Origin of the sequence: Neobacillus canaveralius, assembly GCF_047237705.1 — a bacterium.
In the GTDB taxonomy this organism is placed as follows: Bacteria; Bacillota; Bacilli; order Bacillales; family Cytobacillaceae; genus Neobacillus; species Neobacillus niacini_K.
Map to the genome: position 1 here is coordinate 4670756 of NZ_JBDFLL010000001.1, position 14958 is coordinate 4685713.

Below are 14958 nucleotides of genomic sequence, written 5' to 3' on the forward strand. Positions count from 1 at the left end.
ATCATAGTAGATCTGAAACAATCGAATGATAAAACCAAGTCCTATGATTGGAGGATACCTTTTGAAAAAACTTTGTTTAATGGTCTCGATTCTTCCACTTTTTGGATGTAACAATACAGATGACACTGTTTCACAACAAACAAAGAAACAAAGCTACATGGAAATATATGAACAAGTACCGAGTACATCCATTACTAACACGGAAAAACCCGACACTGTTCTTAAAGAAGTTAACAATCAGCCAGCTAAAAAGGATTCAATGATGCTAGACGTTGTATTAATAAAACAAAATCCTGAACTCAGATATGGGTGTGAAGTAACAAGCCTAGCAATGGTTTTAAATCATGCGGGTGTCAATATAGACAAAATGGATTTGTATCGGTCCATTCAGAAAGATCCAGACCCTATTAAGAGAGCGGCAAACGGCGATATATTACATTGGGGCAACCCTGCAGATGGTTTTGTTGGAGATATGACAGGAAGGCAGGCTGGTTATGCCGTCTTTGATAAACCCATGGAAGCACTCGTGAACCAAAAGCTGCCAGGGAGAGCAATAAATTTAACCAATCAGCCATTTGAACGGGTTATAGAGCATGTTTCTGCTGGTTATCCAGTAGTAGTTTGGACGACAGGTGATTATCGGTTGCCTGATCGCTGGGAGTCATGGAATCATGGGCAGCAAGTGATAAAAACACCTCTTGACCTTCATGCAGTAGTTCTTGTAGGATATGACACAAATTATGTATATTTGAATGATCCACTTTCCGGTAAAAAACAAGTCAGGGTTGGAAAAAATCAATTTATTGAATCCTGGAAAGCGCTACAGAGCAGGGCCATTAGCTATAAATAGAAAAGCTTAAAATACCCAGACGCTGGAGCTAGACAAGTAATTAGTAAAGCAGCCAAAAGTTGGCTGCTTTTATGTATTTTTTCTCCATTTTAGAATATGAACTAATATATACTTTTTTATTTTAAAATTTTCATTATCAAATTACTTGCAAAATGGATGAATTTTAACGAAAATACGAATGACTCTCTTTTAATGAACAGATAAAAAATGGAGATAGGCTGGTAGAATATATATGCCAAAAAAAATGAAAAGAAGAACTTTCCTAAAAGGTACCTTTGGTACATTTCTCACAGTTCTCGGTCTTGGTTCAGGCGGTTACTTCTATGCCAATCGAATTGAACCTTCACTACTAGAAATCAATAAACTCGAAATCAAGCATTCCTTAATTCCCAATAGTTTTAACGGCACGAAAATAGTCCAATTCAGTGATACACATTTAGGTTTTCATTATAATGTAAACCAATTTAAGAAATTAGTAAAAAAAATTAATCAACTGGAGCCCGACTTAATTTTTTTCACAGGGGACTTATTGGACGAGCCAAATAAATATGGTGAGATCAATAAAATCGCTCCAATCTTACAGCAATTAAATGCCACTATCGGTAAATATTGCATTTACGGAAACCATGATCATGGGGGCTATGGTTCAGAAATCTATCGGAACCTTATGGAATTATCTGACTTTACTGTAATGCTAAACGAATCTCTGCTTATCAAACAAAAAGATGGAAGCTCTATTTCTCTTATAGGTATAGATGATCGTATGCTCGGAAAACCCGATTTGGAATTAGCCATGAAACGGGTCCCTGACGAATCATTTAAACTTCTTTTATCGCATGCTCCAGATGTTGCTGATGAAGCCTTGAATTATGGGATACATTGGCAATTAAGCGGCCATAGTCATGGAGGGCAAGTTAAAATACCTTTTGTTGGCGCACTCGTAATCCCACCTTTTGCACAGAATTACCCTGAGGGTCTATATTCGCTTGGCGGGGTCAATCCCTTATCACTATATGTGAATCGAGGAATTGGAACCACTCGCCTGCCCTTTCGTTTTATGGCAAAACCTGAATTAACCTTATTTACCCTCATCTCATCGGGAACAGATTAAAAAGTCCTTGCCATTAATTGGATAGGGATTTTTTATTTTTACAATAATGTTTTTACTTTCTTGTATTTCTATTTTACAATTAATAATAATAAAGATAGACAATATAAAAAATAAAAGGAGTACCCACTTTGACTGATGATAGAAAACACCTCCATACAAAAGGAAGGCTAACAATCGATAACCTCTCACAAGCTCTCTTTATAGTTAATCGCCATGCGAAAACAGCTCCAAACCCCAAATTTTTATACAGATTAAAGCATGAATCTTTAAAAAAATTAATAGACGAAGGAAAAGCTAAAAAAATAGGTCTTCATTTTTCACAAAATCCACGTAATAGTAAACAACAATCCGACGTCCTCGTTGAATGTGGTCATTATACTTTTCATATTCCTCCTACCAAGTCTGACTTTGCTGAACTGCCTCATTTGGGTAAATTGGATGGAAGTGTAAGAAATCCAAAAACCTCACTTTCACTGAGCCAAGCAAAATCGGTTTTACAGACATATACCGGAATTAAAGAAGTGGAGCAGCCACCTTCGAACCCACAAAAAAACCGCCCTTATCAAAAACCTATTTTCAAAAAGTTAGGGGAAAGATATACGTAAAAAAGCCGGACTCATCCGCCTTTTTTACGTTTTTTTATGGTTAAGAATAGTCTTCCTCAATCGCCACTTGCCCATTATTGTAGAATATTTCTATAAATCTGTTTATAATCAAAGGTACTGATTATAGCAATGGAAGGATGAACAAGGGTGGAACATTTAATTAATACCAAAGTTCAGGAATTAGAGGTTTCAGGTATCAGAAAATTTTATAATATGGTATCACACATAGATGATGTTATTTCTTTAACCATTGGTCAGCCAGATTTTCCAACACCAGAACATGTCAAACAGGCTGGCATCAAAGCGATTGAGGAGAATTTCACCTCCTATACCCATAATGCGGGTATCAGCGAATTACGAACGGTTGCTTGCGATTTTGTTGCAAAGAAATACGGACTAACTTATGAGCCAGATTCAGAGGTAATTGTTACGGTAGGAGCAAGTGAAGCCATAGATATCACATTTAGAACAATACTAGCTGAAGGTACCGAAGTGATTTTGCCTGGACCAATTTATCCTGGATATGAACCCATTATTCGGATGTGTGGGGCTGTACCCGTTCATGTCGATATTAGGGATAATAATTTTCGATTTACCTTAGAAATGATTAAACCTTATATAACCGATAAGACACGCTGTATTGTCATGCCTTATCCCTCTAATCCTACAGGTGTCAGTCTCACAGAGACAGAGTTAAAAGAAATTGCCGTTTACTTGAAAGAGAGAGAAATATTCGTACTTGCAGACGAAATATACAGTGAGTTGACTTATGATCAACCCCATATTTCTATTGCTTCGTTTTTAAAGGAGAAAACGATTGTCATTAATGGATTATCAAAATCTCATTCCATGACGGGGTGGAGAATAGGATTCATATATGCACCTAAAGACATTACGAAGCACATCTTAAAGGTGCACCAATATAATGTTTCATGTGCGACTTCAATTGCACAAAAAGCCGCTTTAGCTGCTTTAACAACTGGAATAGATGATGCCATACCAATGAAAAAGGAATATAGCATAAGACGCGAATATGTATACAATCGTTTTACCGCTATGGGGCTCCATGTAGTCAAGCCAGATGGGGCATTTTATTTCTTTGTTAAGATTCCTGACTCCATTCAATTAAATAGTTTTGACTTTGCTCTAGCGATGGTTCATCAAGCAAAAGTAGCTGTCGTTCCTGGGAGTGCATTCTCTGAATACGGTGAAGGTTATTTTAGATTATCTTTCGCCTGTTCTCTAGAAACATTAGAAATCGGATTGAACCGAATCGAAACATTTTTAAGTATGAAAAAGTAAAAATTACCCTCACTGCTGAAGTGAGGGTAATTCTTTATCGTTATTGACCTTTGTATTTCCCGTTATTTTTAGAAGCTTTTTCTTTTTTAGCTTTATCTTTATGAATTTTATTTGTTGCTGCTGAACCCATCTCATGAGCAAATTCTTCATTTAAAACTGCAGAATCAAATCCCTTTTTATTTTTTTGCTGTGGGTCATTCTTTTTTGTTCTTTTTGCCATAAAAGGTTTCCTCCTATTTCAGCTTCTATGATAGTTTCTGAAATGAGGAGCTATTTATACAATCCTGTTAGGACTTCCAATATTTATAAAGAGCCTGTGTTCCACTATTTTCCTCGCCCATTTCAGCAAGCTGGTCATAAAGCGTTTTGGCTAAAGCTAATCCAGGAACTTTCATTTCCATATTCTCTGCTTCATCTAAGGCAATTTTCATATCCTTAATAAAATGTTTTATGTAAAATCCTGGTTCAAAATTCCCATTAAGCATTCTTGGTGCAAGATTGGTTAATGACCAGCTTCCTGCAGCGCCGGTCGTAATACTTTTTAAAACGGAATCTGGGTTTAATCCTGCTTTTTCAGCATATACAATCGCTTCACATACACCTATCATATTAGAGGCAATCGCAATTTGATTGCACATTTTGGTGTGCTGACCAGCACCAGCTCTCCCCTGGTAGATGATATTGGTACCCATTAGATTTAGGAGTGGTCTTACTGCTTCAACGTCCTCTTCCTCGCCACCAACCATTATTGAGAGCTTTGCTTCCTTTGCCCCGACATCCCCGCCAGATACAGGTGCATCAATTGAATGAATGTCTCTTTCTTTTGCTGCTTTATATATTTTTACTGCTAGTGATGGAGCCGAGGTTGTCATATCAATAAGATAACTGCCTGGTTTAGCATGATGTACCAATCCATTTTCTCCTAAATAGATCTCTTCAACGTCTGAGGGATAGCCAACCATGGTAAAAATAACATTTGCCTTTGAGGCTACTTCTTGTGGTGTTTCACCCCACTCAGCACCTTGTTCAAGTAGATCCCCCGCCTTTTCCTTTGTCCTTGAATAAACAAATACTTGATAGCCAGCTGCCATTAAATGTCCGGCCATACTTTTTCCCATGACGCCTGTTCCGATGAAACCAATTACAGTATTTTCTGGTGTAAACAAAATGATCAATCCTCCGATTATGGATTTTTACTTCTCAATTATATAATTAATAACACAAAAAAACCGGAACTAAGTACTTTCCGGTTCTCGTGCTCAATCTCCAAATTTATGCACCTTTTTAGTTTCTCCCAGATAAAAAATGATAAACATATTTTCAAAGCTCTGACGAAAAATTTGTTAAGTAGACCCTTCCAAATACTTCTTGATTGTTATATATCTCAATTGATACGGCATGATTTTTTTCAATCATCGTTTGAAGCTCATGAATGTGTAAGTCATCTTTTAACGGAAGCGGATCCATGAAAATATATTTTTCACCTGTACCCTTTACCTCTAAATATTCCCCATTTAGAACTTGTTCTTCACCATATATAATTTCACGTTTACCAATTGCCGAAGCCATGCGATCATCATGAATGGTAACTTTCACTTTATATAATTCATGTCTATCTAATATTTCATTATTAATTCTAAACCGAAATTGGAGTTCGTTATTCTTTGTTAGCAGGGCATCCGCGTATCGATTGACAATTAGTTCCTTTGATAAAGGTAATCCACATCCAGTAAGTGCTGTTCCTAAAAGAATCATACTTACTATGACAAAAACCATTTTTATACTTCTCCGCATGATAAACACTCCTTTATGTTTTTACCTTAGCCAAATATTGTTGGTAATAAACGTTAAACGAGGTTGGTTATTGGAAGTGTATAGAAAGTTAAATAGATTTAATCATACCCCCATCAACTAAAAAGGAACTTCCTGTCATATAGGTATTGGCTTCTGAAAGGAGAAATACTGCTACATTGGCAAATTCCTCAGGTGTTCCATACCTTTTTAGAGGGATTTGTGCTTTCATAGTCAACTCAACGGTTTCTACGTCCACTCCCTGTTTATCTGCTGTAAATTGATCTAAGTGTCTCACGCGGTCTGTAGCAATTCGTCCGGGCGCGATCGTATTAATTAAGATATTATGCGGAGCCAATTCGGAAGCTAACGTTTTGGAGAGTCCTACAATCCCTGTTCGAAAGGTATTGGAGAGTATTAATCCTGGTATGGGTTCCTTTATTGAAGACGATGCAATATTAAGAACCTTACCGCCTTGCTTTTTTAAGTATGGCAATGCTTCACGTATGGCACGAATATATGATAATAAATTTAGTTCAAATGCGTTCTGCCAATCTTCATCGGTTAAGTCCACGAAAGTCCCAGCTGGTGGTCCACCTGCATTATTGATAAGTATATGAAGATATCCAAATACCTCAATGGTTTTGGAAACAAGTCTCTTAATATCTCCAGTTTCCGTTATATCTGTCTTTTGGAAAGCAACATTGCCGAGTCCAATAGATTCTAATTCAGCTGCTTTTCTTTTTAGTTTTTCCTCATCTCGGCCAGAAATCATTACATTCGTTCCCTCTCTGACTAGCCGTTCTGCGATAGCAAAGCCTAAGCCCTGACTTGAAGCCAAAACAAGCGCTGTTTTTCCGCTCAAATTCAAATCCATCCGATCCATCCTCCTTGATCCTGTCTATCACCATTATACTAAAAATTTCCTCTAATTCCTAAAACATGTCCAAAAAAAAGAGACAGAATCATTCTGTCTCTTTAATATCAGTTTTATTTAGTAGCAGCGTTAACTGCATCAATTACTTGAGCAGTTGTCTGCATATTTAAGACTTGATTAGCAAGGCTCACCATTTCGGATTTGTTCAACTTTTTAATTTGTGAACGTGCCTTTAATATTGAGGTTGCACTCATTGAAAATTCGTCTAAACCGAGACCAAGAAGAAGTGGTATGGCTGTTTCGTCTCCCGCCATTTCACCGCACATACCTGCCCATTTACCCTCTGCATGTGCTGCATCGATAACCATCTTAACCAATCGTAAAATAGATGGGCTATATGGCTGGTAAAGGTAGGACACACGTTGATTCATTCGGTCTGCTGCCATTGTATATTGGATTAAGTCATTTGTTCCAATACTAAAGAAGTCAACCTCTTTAGCAAATTGATCTGCTAAAACGGCAGTCGATGGAATTTCAACCATGATTCCCAGTTCAATTCTTTCTGAAACTGTTTGTCCTGCAGCAATAAGCTTTTGTTTTTCATCTTCAAGAATAGCTTTTGCTTCACGGAATTCATCTAGAGTTGCAATCATTGGGAACATAATTTTTAAGTTTCCATAGCTGCTGGCACGTAGAAGCGCTCTAAGCTGGGTACGGAAAATATCCTGCTCCTCTAAACATAAACGGATAGCTCGGAATCCCAAAAACGGGTTAAGTTCTTTTGGCAGCTGAAGATATGGAAGCTCTTTATCGCCGCCGATGTCCAAAGTACGAACAACAACTGGCTTCCCTTTCATACCTTCTAAAACTGCTTTATAAGCATCAAATTGTTCTTCTTCCGTAGGAAGCTGGTCTCTGCCCATGTAAAGGAATTCCGTACGGTAAAGACCTACACCTTCTCCACCGTTTGCAAGGACACCCTTTAAGTCATTAGGAGTACCAATATTTGCTGCTAATTCAACATGATGGTCGTCAGCTGATACCGTTTTCTCATTAACAAGCTTTGCCCATTCTGTCTTTTGAGCTTCAAATTGCTCATGGATATTGCGGTATTCTGCCACAAGTTCTGGGGTTGGGTTAATATGTACTTCACCTTTCAGACCATCGACAATGACCAAGTCACCATTGTTGATTTCTTCTGTAGCCGTTTTTGTACCTACTACCGCTGGAATCTCCATGGAACGAGCCATAATTGCAGAATGCGAAGTGCGTCCGCCTATATCAGTAGTAAATCCTAATACATACTGTCTGTTTAATTGAGCGGTATCCGATGGAGTTAAATCCTCAGCAACAATGATTACTTCTTCAGCGATCATGCTTGGATTCACTAATTGTACGCCAAGTAAATGTGCTAGAACACGCTTTGTAACATCCCGGATATCCGCAGCCCGTTCCTTCATATACTCATTGTCCATTTGTTCAAACATCATAACAAACATGTCAGCTGTTTCTTTTAATGCAGCTTCAGCATTTACTTTTTCTGACTTAATCTTATCCTCAATCGGTCCATTTAATTCTGGATCCGTGAGAACAAGTAAATGTGCTTCAAAAATAGCGGCTTTATCTGCACCAAGTTCAATATTGGCACGATCTCGAATCGCCTCAAGTTCTGCTTTAGATTTCTCTATTGCAGCCTGAAAACGAGATACCTCTGATGCAGTATCTTCAATCGTTTTTTTATCAAATGATAAATTTGGTTCTACTAATCGGTACGCTTTTGCAATTGCAATGCCATTTGAAGCAGCAATTCCTTGTAAAAATGCCATTATTCAGCCAGTCCTTCTTTTTTCAATAGTTCATCAAGGCTTCTTAAAGCTTCTTCACTGTCACTGCCTTCTGCACTGATAGCAATATCTGCACCTTGCCCAATTCCAAGAGACATTACACCCATAATTGATTTTAAGTTAACTTTTTTACCCTTATATTCTAAATTGACTTCTGAATCAAATTTGCTTGCTGTTTGTACAAGTAATGTTGCTGGTCTTGCGTGAATCCCTGTATCTGCTATTACTTTAAATTGTTTTTCTGCCATGTTAAATCAAACTCCTTCTCATTAATGTAAAATGATGCTGGCTTATTACATATCTAACAGCTTTTAGTCAGATTAGACAACTGAGCTAATTGTTATATTTTCTCCAAAAGGAAATGAAGTATGTAAACTGCGAGCTTCATTTTATTATTAGAATTCCATACAATTGCTAGGATAACATGTTCAAACATTACAGACAACATTTATCACTTTTTGTAAGCGCATTAAAAAATCGACAAAACGTTTTTTTGAAAAAGTTCACAAATTAGTCACAAAATGAACCGTTTATAAAACAAAAAAAGCTTACCTATTAGGCAGCTTATCAACTAGATTATTTAATAAATTTTTCTACCATCTTTAGTCAGTACCTGAAGCAATTTTTAATGCAATTTCTAGTTCTTCTGTATATTTTAGCTTAGCCGTTTCATTCCACACAAATTTATTGGCCATATAATCAATAACTGGTTTTTTAAACAAATGGACAGAATTAATATTGAATAAGACATCCCCTGTCCTGCGAGTAAAAAAATCTGTTGGTGTGGCAGCCATTTCGCAATGTATCGCATAAACAAGCTTTGCAAAGAGTACATCAGGGATGCCATATGTTATCGCATCTAACCTATTTGCTAGGAATAAGTGAAAAACCTCATCAATATTTGAACCATATATAGAAGCTAATTGTCTAGATTCTATTGAAGTGAGACCAGATTCTGCTCCTATTTCAACTTTTTGTGAGATAAAGTCAGGAAAATTTGCTGCTCCCCCTACATCACCACCGGAAATAGGCATTTTTTTCGTTTTACAATCTTTGTAACTGGTATTTTCTTGCTTGGACAAACTTACTGCTAACAAATTAACAATTGCTTCGGCCATTTTTCGATATCCTGTTAATTTTCCCCCTGCTATCGTTAGCAGCCCAGATTGTGACTCCCAAATTTCATCCTTCCTTGAAATTTCAGAAGCTTTCTTGCCTTCCTCAAAAATAAGCGGACGCAGACCCGCCCAGCTTGACTCAATGTCATCTTTTTTAATATTCATTTCAGGAAAAATATAATGAATAGCATTGATTAAGTAATCTCTTTCATTTTTTGTTATGAAAGGATGAAGTTTATCACCATAAAAAAATGTATCTGTTGTACCGACATATGTTTTATGTTCACGTGGTATTGCAAAAATCATTCTTCCATCAGGGGTATCAAAATAAATAGACTGCTTTAAAGGAAATCGTCCTTGGTCAATAACTATATGGACACCTTTTGTCAGTTGCAGCGTTTTTACATTCTTAGAATGATCGAGTTCACGCAATTCTTCCACCCATGGCCCGGCAGCATTAACAATTTTTTTCGCGCGAATCTCGTATTGAGTTCCTGTTATTTCATCTCCTACCACTACACCGTTTATGGTTTTATTTTTATAAACAAACTTTATGACCTTTGTATAATTAATTGGAACAGCGCCATTTTCATTTGCCTTCTTTAAAACTTCTATCGTCAAACGTGCATCATCCGTACGATACTCGACATAGTAACCACTGCCAATTAATCCTTCTTTTTTTAATAAAGGCTCTTTCTCTAAAGTCTGCTCTTTTGAAAGCATGACCCTTCTCTCTGATTTTTTCACATCTGCAAGAAAATCATAAACTCTTAAGCCTATGGAAGTACTCAGCCTGCCAAAGGTACCTCCTTGATAAATCGGAAGTAACATCCATTCAGGTTTTGTCGCATGAGGACCATTTTCATAAACAATGGCGCGCTCCTTCCCCACTTCAGCAACCATTTTTACTTCTAATTGTTTTAAATAACGAAGCCCACCATGAATTAATTTGGTTGAACGGCTTGATGTACCAGCAGCAAAATCCTGCATTTCAACAAGAGCTGTTTTCATCCCTCTAGTTGTGGCATCTAGTGCAATCCCTGCTCCAGTAATCCCACCACCAATCACTAAAACGTCAAACTCCTGCTTTTTCAGGTGTTCAATTATTTCATTCCTATTTATGTTAGAAAATTTCATAGCTTTCCTCCTAAATAGAGAAAAAACGATAATTGAAAAATAATTTATCAAATTTATTTAAAGACCATAGCAGCTTCTACTGCCTTTTTCCATCCGTTATATAAGTTACTTCGCTCATTCTCAGACATTTTCGGACTGAATTGTTGATCTGTTGCCCATTGCTTGGAAATTTCTTCTTGGCTTTCCCAGAAACCTACTGCCAATCCAGCAAGATATGCTGCTCCTAGTGCAGTGGTTTCACTAACTTTCGGTCTTTCTACAGGTACATTTAAAATATCACTTTGAAATTCCATTAAAAAATTATTTTTTACTGCACCACCGTCTACACGAAGCGTTTTTAAAGTTATTAAGGAATCGGCTTCCATAGCCGATAGCACGTCTTTGGTTTGATAGGCTAAAGATTCAAGTGTGGCACGAACAAAATGTTCCTTTGTCGTTCCTCTTGTTAGACCAAAAACAGCTCCTCTTACATCACTATCCCAGTAAGGCGTCCCCAAACCTACAAATGCAGGTACAATATAAACACCCTCTGTGGAATTCACTTTAATTGCATAGGACTCACTATCTTTAGCCTCTTTAAACATCCTCAATCCGTCACGGAGCCACTGAATAGCAGAACCCGCAACAAAAATACTTCCTTCAAGGCCATATTCAACCTTTCCGTTAAGTCCCCAGGCTATGGTCGTCAGTAAGCCATTTTTAGACCGAACTGCTTTATCACCCGTATTCATCAGCATAAAACAACCCGTACCGTAGGTATTCTTAGCCATCCCTTTTTCGAAACAGTTTTGCCCGAAAAGTGCAGCTTGCTGATCACCAGCTATCCCTGCGATGGGTGTTTCCCTTCCAAAAAAATGATAATCTACTGTCTTTGCATAAATTGCAGATGAGGGCATAACATCAGGCAGCATAGATTTAGGAATATCCAATATCTTAAGTAATTCATCATCCCACTTTAGGTCATAAATATTAAACATTAATGTCCTGGAGGCATTGGAGTAATCCGTTACATGTGCACATCCTCCCGAAAGTTTCCATACAATCCATGTATCAATAGTTCCAAATAAAAGCTTACCTTGTACTGCTTTTTCGCGCGCTCCCTCAACATGATCCAAAATCCATTTCACTTTTGTCCCTGAAAAATAGGCGTCTATTAATAATCCCGTTTTTGAGCGAAAAAGATCATCATACCCCTTTGTTTTCAATTCCTCACAAATATCACTAGTTTGCCTGGATTGCCATACGATTGCATTATATATAGGCTCTCCTGTCTCCTTATCCCAAATTACCGTAGTTTCTCGTTGATTCGCGATGCCTATTCCAGCAATCTGCTCTGGTTTTATTCCCGATTCAGACAATAGCTCGGTAATAACTGATAAGACTGAGCCCCAAATTTCGTTTGCATTATGCTCCACCCAGCCAGGTTTAGGGAAATGCTGAGTGAACTCTTTTTGTGCAACAAAAACAATTTCCCCTTGCTTATTGAATAGAATAGCCCGCGAGCTTGTTGTTCCTTGGTCTATAGAGAGAATAAACGTCTCCAAAAAAATCCCCCTATTCACTATATGGTTAATTACTATTTAAAATACTAGATTAAGTTATTGTTAATTAGCTTCTTGGCTCCTCCAGGTATTGATATAGTACATCTCCACCTCGTTGACCTATGCCACGAAAATGCTTAAAGTCCTCCCTCTTGACAAGGACTTGACGAAAATCCATAAATTCCTCTTTCTTAACATAGAACTCGGATAGCTCACCATTTTTTAATTTTCCCAAGATTTCTTGCACAAACTGTTCGTTCATAAACGCACCACCTTTATTCCCATTTTATAGTAAGGACCATTATCGTAGTCAATATTTGTACGATATTCTATAAAAATTTAATCTATAAATGTAAACGATTGCATTTTTTCATATTTTTTATTAAAAATTAACATAATTGTCAAAAAAAAGCCTTTACGAAACATACAAATTAGTGCAAACTGTTACTTAAATGAATATATATAGATTGTCAGGTAAAGGAGAGAGACTAATGAAAAAAGCAGAAGTAGGAAATGTCATTGAATTCCGCGGCGGATTAAAAGGTATTGTAGAAAAGGTCAATGAAAACTCTGTAATAGTCGACCTAACACTTATGGATAATTATCGTGACTTAGAATTGGATCAGCGGACTGTTGTAAACCATAAAAATTATAAGATAGTAAAAGAAAGCGCTTATTAAATTGATATTTTTGTAGATTAGGCAGCCATGGGCTGCCTTTTTACTTTTTATTTACCTCGTCCAGCTTCTTTTAATAGCTCATCTTTTGATTTTACTTTTCCGTGTGGATTTTGGTCTTGTTTGCGGACCGTCCATTCTCGCTCATGTTGGCTTTGGGATTTGCTCATTGTTACTCCTCCTTTCCTTTCACCTTCATATTTTTTGCAATTTCTTTCTTCTTATTTATAGGATTCGCCCAAAAGTGTGATGTAAACATTTCCTTTCATAAATTTTTTTTGTTAAAATAAATTTTATTGTTAGAAAGGAGGTAATTGATAAATGAAGAACAGCTTTTTAGATCTTCGGCTAATCTCTGGGTTCATTATCGCTCATGCGCTTATGTATTTCACTTTTCATGACCGAGCCATATTCTGGTACATTTTTACTGGTTCACTACTTATATTAATTACCTATGCGATGTTTCAAGAAGCTGTCGAAGATGAAGCGTCATTTTTCAAATACATCTCCATTGGTGCACTCTCGGGATTACTACTTTATTTATTATTTTGGCTGGGGGTACAAGCATTTGACCTGCTAAATTTACCTTTTGAAAACAGTATAAAAAAACTCTACCGCTGGTTTGCTCCTGCGTTGTTTTGGCAATACCTTGCACTAATTTTGGTTGCCGCACCTGGGGAAGAACTTTTTTGGCGAGGATTTGTACAAAAAAGACTACTTCGCTATTTCGGACCATTTAAGAGTATTTTAATTGCTGCTCTGCTTTATGCTTCTGTTCATATTTATTCAGGAACGTACATCCTAATGCTTGCTGCATTTCTTTCTGGTCTAATGTGGGGTGCGCTATATTTATGGAAGAAAAGTATGCCTTTAGTGATTGTTTCTCATATTGTCTTTGACATCATGATTTTTATTATTTTGCCGTTAAAATAGGAAAAGCACCTGTCAAAATTATCGACAATGCTTTTCCTATTTTTATCATTTATTCACTTTATCGTTCAGAGGCTTTCTCCATAGGAGGATAAAAAAGATTAGGCTAATATAGCCAAACAATGGATAAAGATTAGACAACAGCTTGCTATAGTCAATAAGACTAATCATATAAGAAACGATGAAAATAGCTGATATCGTAATGAAAGTAGGAACTTGAACAAACTGCTTTAACTGACGATCAAGTCCAAAAACGTTTCCGATGACTGATGTGAAAATTTCACCATAAATAACAAGGACAAATATCCAATAAAAAAAAGGCGCTATTTGCTTCATAATGATGGCCATAGGTATCTCATAAACCTCAAAATTTGGAAGCATAATCAAGGTAAAGTGGCTGGATATTAAGATGAGAGTTAAAGCGGCACCACCTAAAATACCTCCCCACTTTATTGTCCAATCATCTTTAATTTCATTTGCAATTGGAACCAGCACAGCTTGTGCTAATGCAAGGTTTAATGCTGTATAAGAAAAGGGCGCTAATATACTTTTCCAGCTATCCTCCGTATGTGGTACAAATAATAAGTGATTGACAAAATCGGACTGTTTAATAGAAAGTGACATTAACATAAGACTGAAACAAACCATAATGGGAACAACAAACGAATTGACTGCGAATAACCCCTTTGTACCAATCATCATAACAATAAACGATAAAAATATCGTTATAAAAACCCCTAAATTCTTTGATAGGCCTAATTGCTCGTCAAACACCGCTCCTGCACCAGCAAGCATTACCGCACTTACTCCAAGTAGCATAAAAAGCATAATTATGTTAATACCCCTGCCTGCCCATTTCCCAAACAAGTGTACATTAAATTCTTGATACGAAACCGCGTTAATTCGAGCAGCAATTCTCATTAACTTTGATCCTAACACGATAAGGAGGTAGCCGCTCAATAAAATACCTAGAAAGCCAATGAAGCCAAACCGAGAGAAAAACTCAACGATTTCTCTTCCTGTAGCAAATCCCGCCCCCACGACTGTACCCACATACACTGCGGCGATTTGAAATGCTGCCGACCAATTCTTTTTCACCTCATCTCCCCCTCAAATACAATATATGAGCAAGAGGACAAACAAAGACGAGCTTTTTTTATACAAGCCTAATTTAT

Annotated in this window: 17 protein-coding genes; 6 read left to right on the forward strand and 11 right to left on the reverse strand. The window is 37.1% G+C overall.

Features of this window, described 5'->3' with window-relative positions:
- Positions 1-61: 61 nt before the first annotated feature.
- From ABC255_RS22815 to ABC255_RS22830, 4 genes are all read left to right on the forward strand, one after another.
- Complete coding sequence (locus ABC255_RS22815) at positions 62-850, forward strand: C39 family peptidase (protein ID WP_412997077.1); 789 nt, start codon at positions 62-64, stop codon at positions 848-850.
- Between the two features lie 232 nt (positions 851-1082).
- Positions 1083-1961: a metallophosphoesterase gene (locus ABC255_RS22820; protein ID WP_412997079.1), complete on the forward strand. Its 879-nt coding sequence runs from the start codon at positions 1083-1085 to the stop codon at positions 1959-1961.
- A gap of 128 nt (positions 1962-2089) precedes the next feature.
- The gene (locus tag ABC255_RS22825) at positions 2090-2566 is read left to right on the forward strand and encodes a YkyB family protein (protein WP_412997081.1); all 477 of its coding nucleotides are present in this window, start codon (positions 2090-2092) and stop codon (positions 2564-2566) included.
- A gap of 147 nt (positions 2567-2713) precedes the next feature.
- Positions 2714-3868: an aminotransferase A gene (locus tag ABC255_RS22830; protein WP_412997083.1), complete on the forward strand. Its 1155-nt coding sequence runs from the start codon at positions 2714-2716 to the stop codon at positions 3866-3868.
- A 40-nt stretch (positions 3869-3908) separates the two neighbouring features.
- Here the strand turns inward: ABC255_RS22830 and ABC255_RS22835 are convergent, their stop codons facing one another.
- From ABC255_RS22835 to ABC255_RS22875, 9 genes are all read right to left on the reverse strand, one after another.
- Positions 3909-4088, reverse strand: coding sequence for a hypothetical protein (locus ABC255_RS22835; RefSeq protein WP_215040604.1), 180 nt, complete (start codon positions 4086-4088; stop codon positions 3909-3911).
- A 67-nt stretch (positions 4089-4155) separates the two neighbouring features.
- Positions 4156-5034: an NAD(P)-dependent oxidoreductase gene (locus ABC255_RS22840; protein ID WP_412997085.1), complete on the reverse strand. Its 879-nt coding sequence runs from the start codon at positions 5032-5034 to the stop codon at positions 4156-4158.
- 154 nt (positions 5035-5188) lie between these two features.
- Complete coding sequence (locus tag ABC255_RS22845; RefSeq protein WP_335534045.1) at positions 5189-5662, reverse strand: hypothetical protein; 474 nt, start codon at positions 5660-5662, stop codon at positions 5189-5191.
- Between the two features lie 88 nt (positions 5663-5750).
- Entirely contained in the window at positions 5751-6536 is a 786-nt protein-coding gene (locus ABC255_RS22850; RefSeq protein WP_412997088.1) for an SDR family oxidoreductase, read from the reverse strand.
- Positions 6537-6649: 113 nt separating this feature from the next.
- A complete protein-coding gene (gene ptsP, locus ABC255_RS22855; RefSeq protein ID WP_412997090.1) occupies positions 6650-8362 on the reverse strand; it encodes a phosphoenolpyruvate--protein phosphotransferase in 1713 nt (570 codons plus the stop codon).
- Positions 8362-8628, reverse strand: a complete 267-nt coding sequence (locus ABC255_RS22860) for a phosphocarrier protein HPr (protein WP_335534051.1) — start codon at positions 8626-8628, stop codon at positions 8362-8364. Before ABC255_RS22860 ends, ptsP begins: the two co-directional genes overlap by 1 nt.
- A gap of 354 nt (positions 8629-8982) precedes the next feature.
- Entirely contained in the window at positions 8983-10635 is a 1653-nt protein-coding gene (locus tag ABC255_RS22865; protein WP_412997092.1) for a glycerol-3-phosphate dehydrogenase/oxidase, read from the reverse strand.
- Between the two features lie 53 nt (positions 10636-10688).
- Entirely contained in the window at positions 10689-12179 is a 1491-nt protein-coding gene (glpK, locus tag ABC255_RS22870; RefSeq protein WP_412997095.1) for a glycerol kinase GlpK, read from the reverse strand.
- A gap of 64 nt (positions 12180-12243) precedes the next feature.
- A complete protein-coding gene (locus ABC255_RS22875) occupies positions 12244-12438 on the reverse strand; it encodes a hypothetical protein (protein ID WP_412997097.1) in 195 nt (64 codons plus the stop codon).
- Positions 12439-12667: 229 nt separating this feature from the next.
- Between ABC255_RS22875 and ABC255_RS22880 the strand changes: the two genes are divergently transcribed.
- Positions 12668-12856, forward strand: coding sequence for a YkvS family protein (locus ABC255_RS22880; protein WP_063251529.1), 189 nt, complete (start codon positions 12668-12670; stop codon positions 12854-12856).
- 47 nt (positions 12857-12903) lie between these two features.
- On the opposite strand, the gene ABC255_RS22885 is transcribed toward ABC255_RS22880, so the two are convergent.
- A complete protein-coding gene (locus ABC255_RS22885) occupies positions 12904-13023 on the reverse strand; it encodes a DUF6254 family protein (RefSeq protein WP_335535942.1) in 120 nt (39 codons plus the stop codon).
- A 151-nt stretch (positions 13024-13174) separates the two neighbouring features.
- On the opposite strand from ABC255_RS22885, the gene ABC255_RS22890 reads away from it, so the two are divergent.
- On the forward strand, positions 13175-13786 hold the full coding sequence (locus ABC255_RS22890; RefSeq protein ID WP_412997100.1) for a CPBP family intramembrane glutamic endopeptidase: 612 nt from the start codon (positions 13175-13177) through the stop codon (positions 13784-13786).
- Between the two features lie 45 nt (positions 13787-13831).
- On the opposite strand, the gene ABC255_RS22895 is transcribed toward ABC255_RS22890, so the two are convergent.
- A complete protein-coding gene (locus ABC255_RS22895; protein WP_412997102.1) occupies positions 13832-14881 on the reverse strand; it encodes a YkvI family membrane protein in 1050 nt (349 codons plus the stop codon).
- Positions 14882-14958: the final 77 nt, after the last annotated feature.

What these genes read in the sequence shown, in the direction of transcription:
- ABC255_RS22845 (WP_335534045.1), bottom strand. Translation starts at nt 5,662, where the DNA reads ATGCGGAGAAGTATAAAAATGGTTTTTGTCATAGTAAGTATGATTCTT.
- ABC255_RS22880 (WP_063251529.1), top strand. Translation starts at nt 12,668, where the DNA reads ATGAAAAAAGCAGAAGTAGGAAATGTCATTGAATTCCGCGGCGGATTA.
- ABC255_RS22860 (WP_335534051.1), bottom strand. Translation starts at nt 8,628, where the DNA reads ATGGCAGAAAAACAATTTAAAGTAATAGCAGATACAGGGATTCACGCA.
- ABC255_RS22820 (WP_412997079.1), top strand. Translation starts at nt 1,083, where the DNA reads ATGCCAAAAAAAATGAAAAGAAGAACTTTCCTAAAAGGTACCTTTGGT.
- ABC255_RS22875 (WP_412997097.1), bottom strand. Translation starts at nt 12,438, where the DNA reads ATGAACGAACAGTTTGTGCAAGAAATCTTGGGAAAATTAAAAAATGGT.
- ABC255_RS22835 (WP_215040604.1), bottom strand. Translation starts at nt 4,088, where the DNA reads ATGGCAAAAAGAACAAAAAAGAATGACCCACAGCAAAAAAATAAAAAG.
- ABC255_RS22890 (WP_412997100.1), top strand. Translation starts at nt 13,175, where the DNA reads ATGAAGAACAGCTTTTTAGATCTTCGGCTAATCTCTGGGTTCATTATC.
- ABC255_RS22885 (WP_335535942.1), bottom strand. Translation starts at nt 13,023, where the DNA reads ATGAGCAAATCCCAAAGCCAACATGAGCGAGAATGGACGGTCCGCAAA.
- ABC255_RS22865 (WP_412997092.1), bottom strand. Translation starts at nt 10,635, where the DNA reads ATGAAATTTTCTAACATAAATAGGAATGAAATAATTGAACACCTGAAA.
- ptsP (WP_412997090.1), bottom strand. Translation starts at nt 8,362, where the DNA reads ATGGCATTTTTACAAGGAATTGCTGCTTCAAATGGCATTGCAATTGCA.
- ABC255_RS22850 (WP_412997088.1), bottom strand. Translation starts at nt 6,536, where the DNA reads ATGGATTTGAATTTGAGCGGAAAAACAGCGCTTGTTTTGGCTTCAAGT.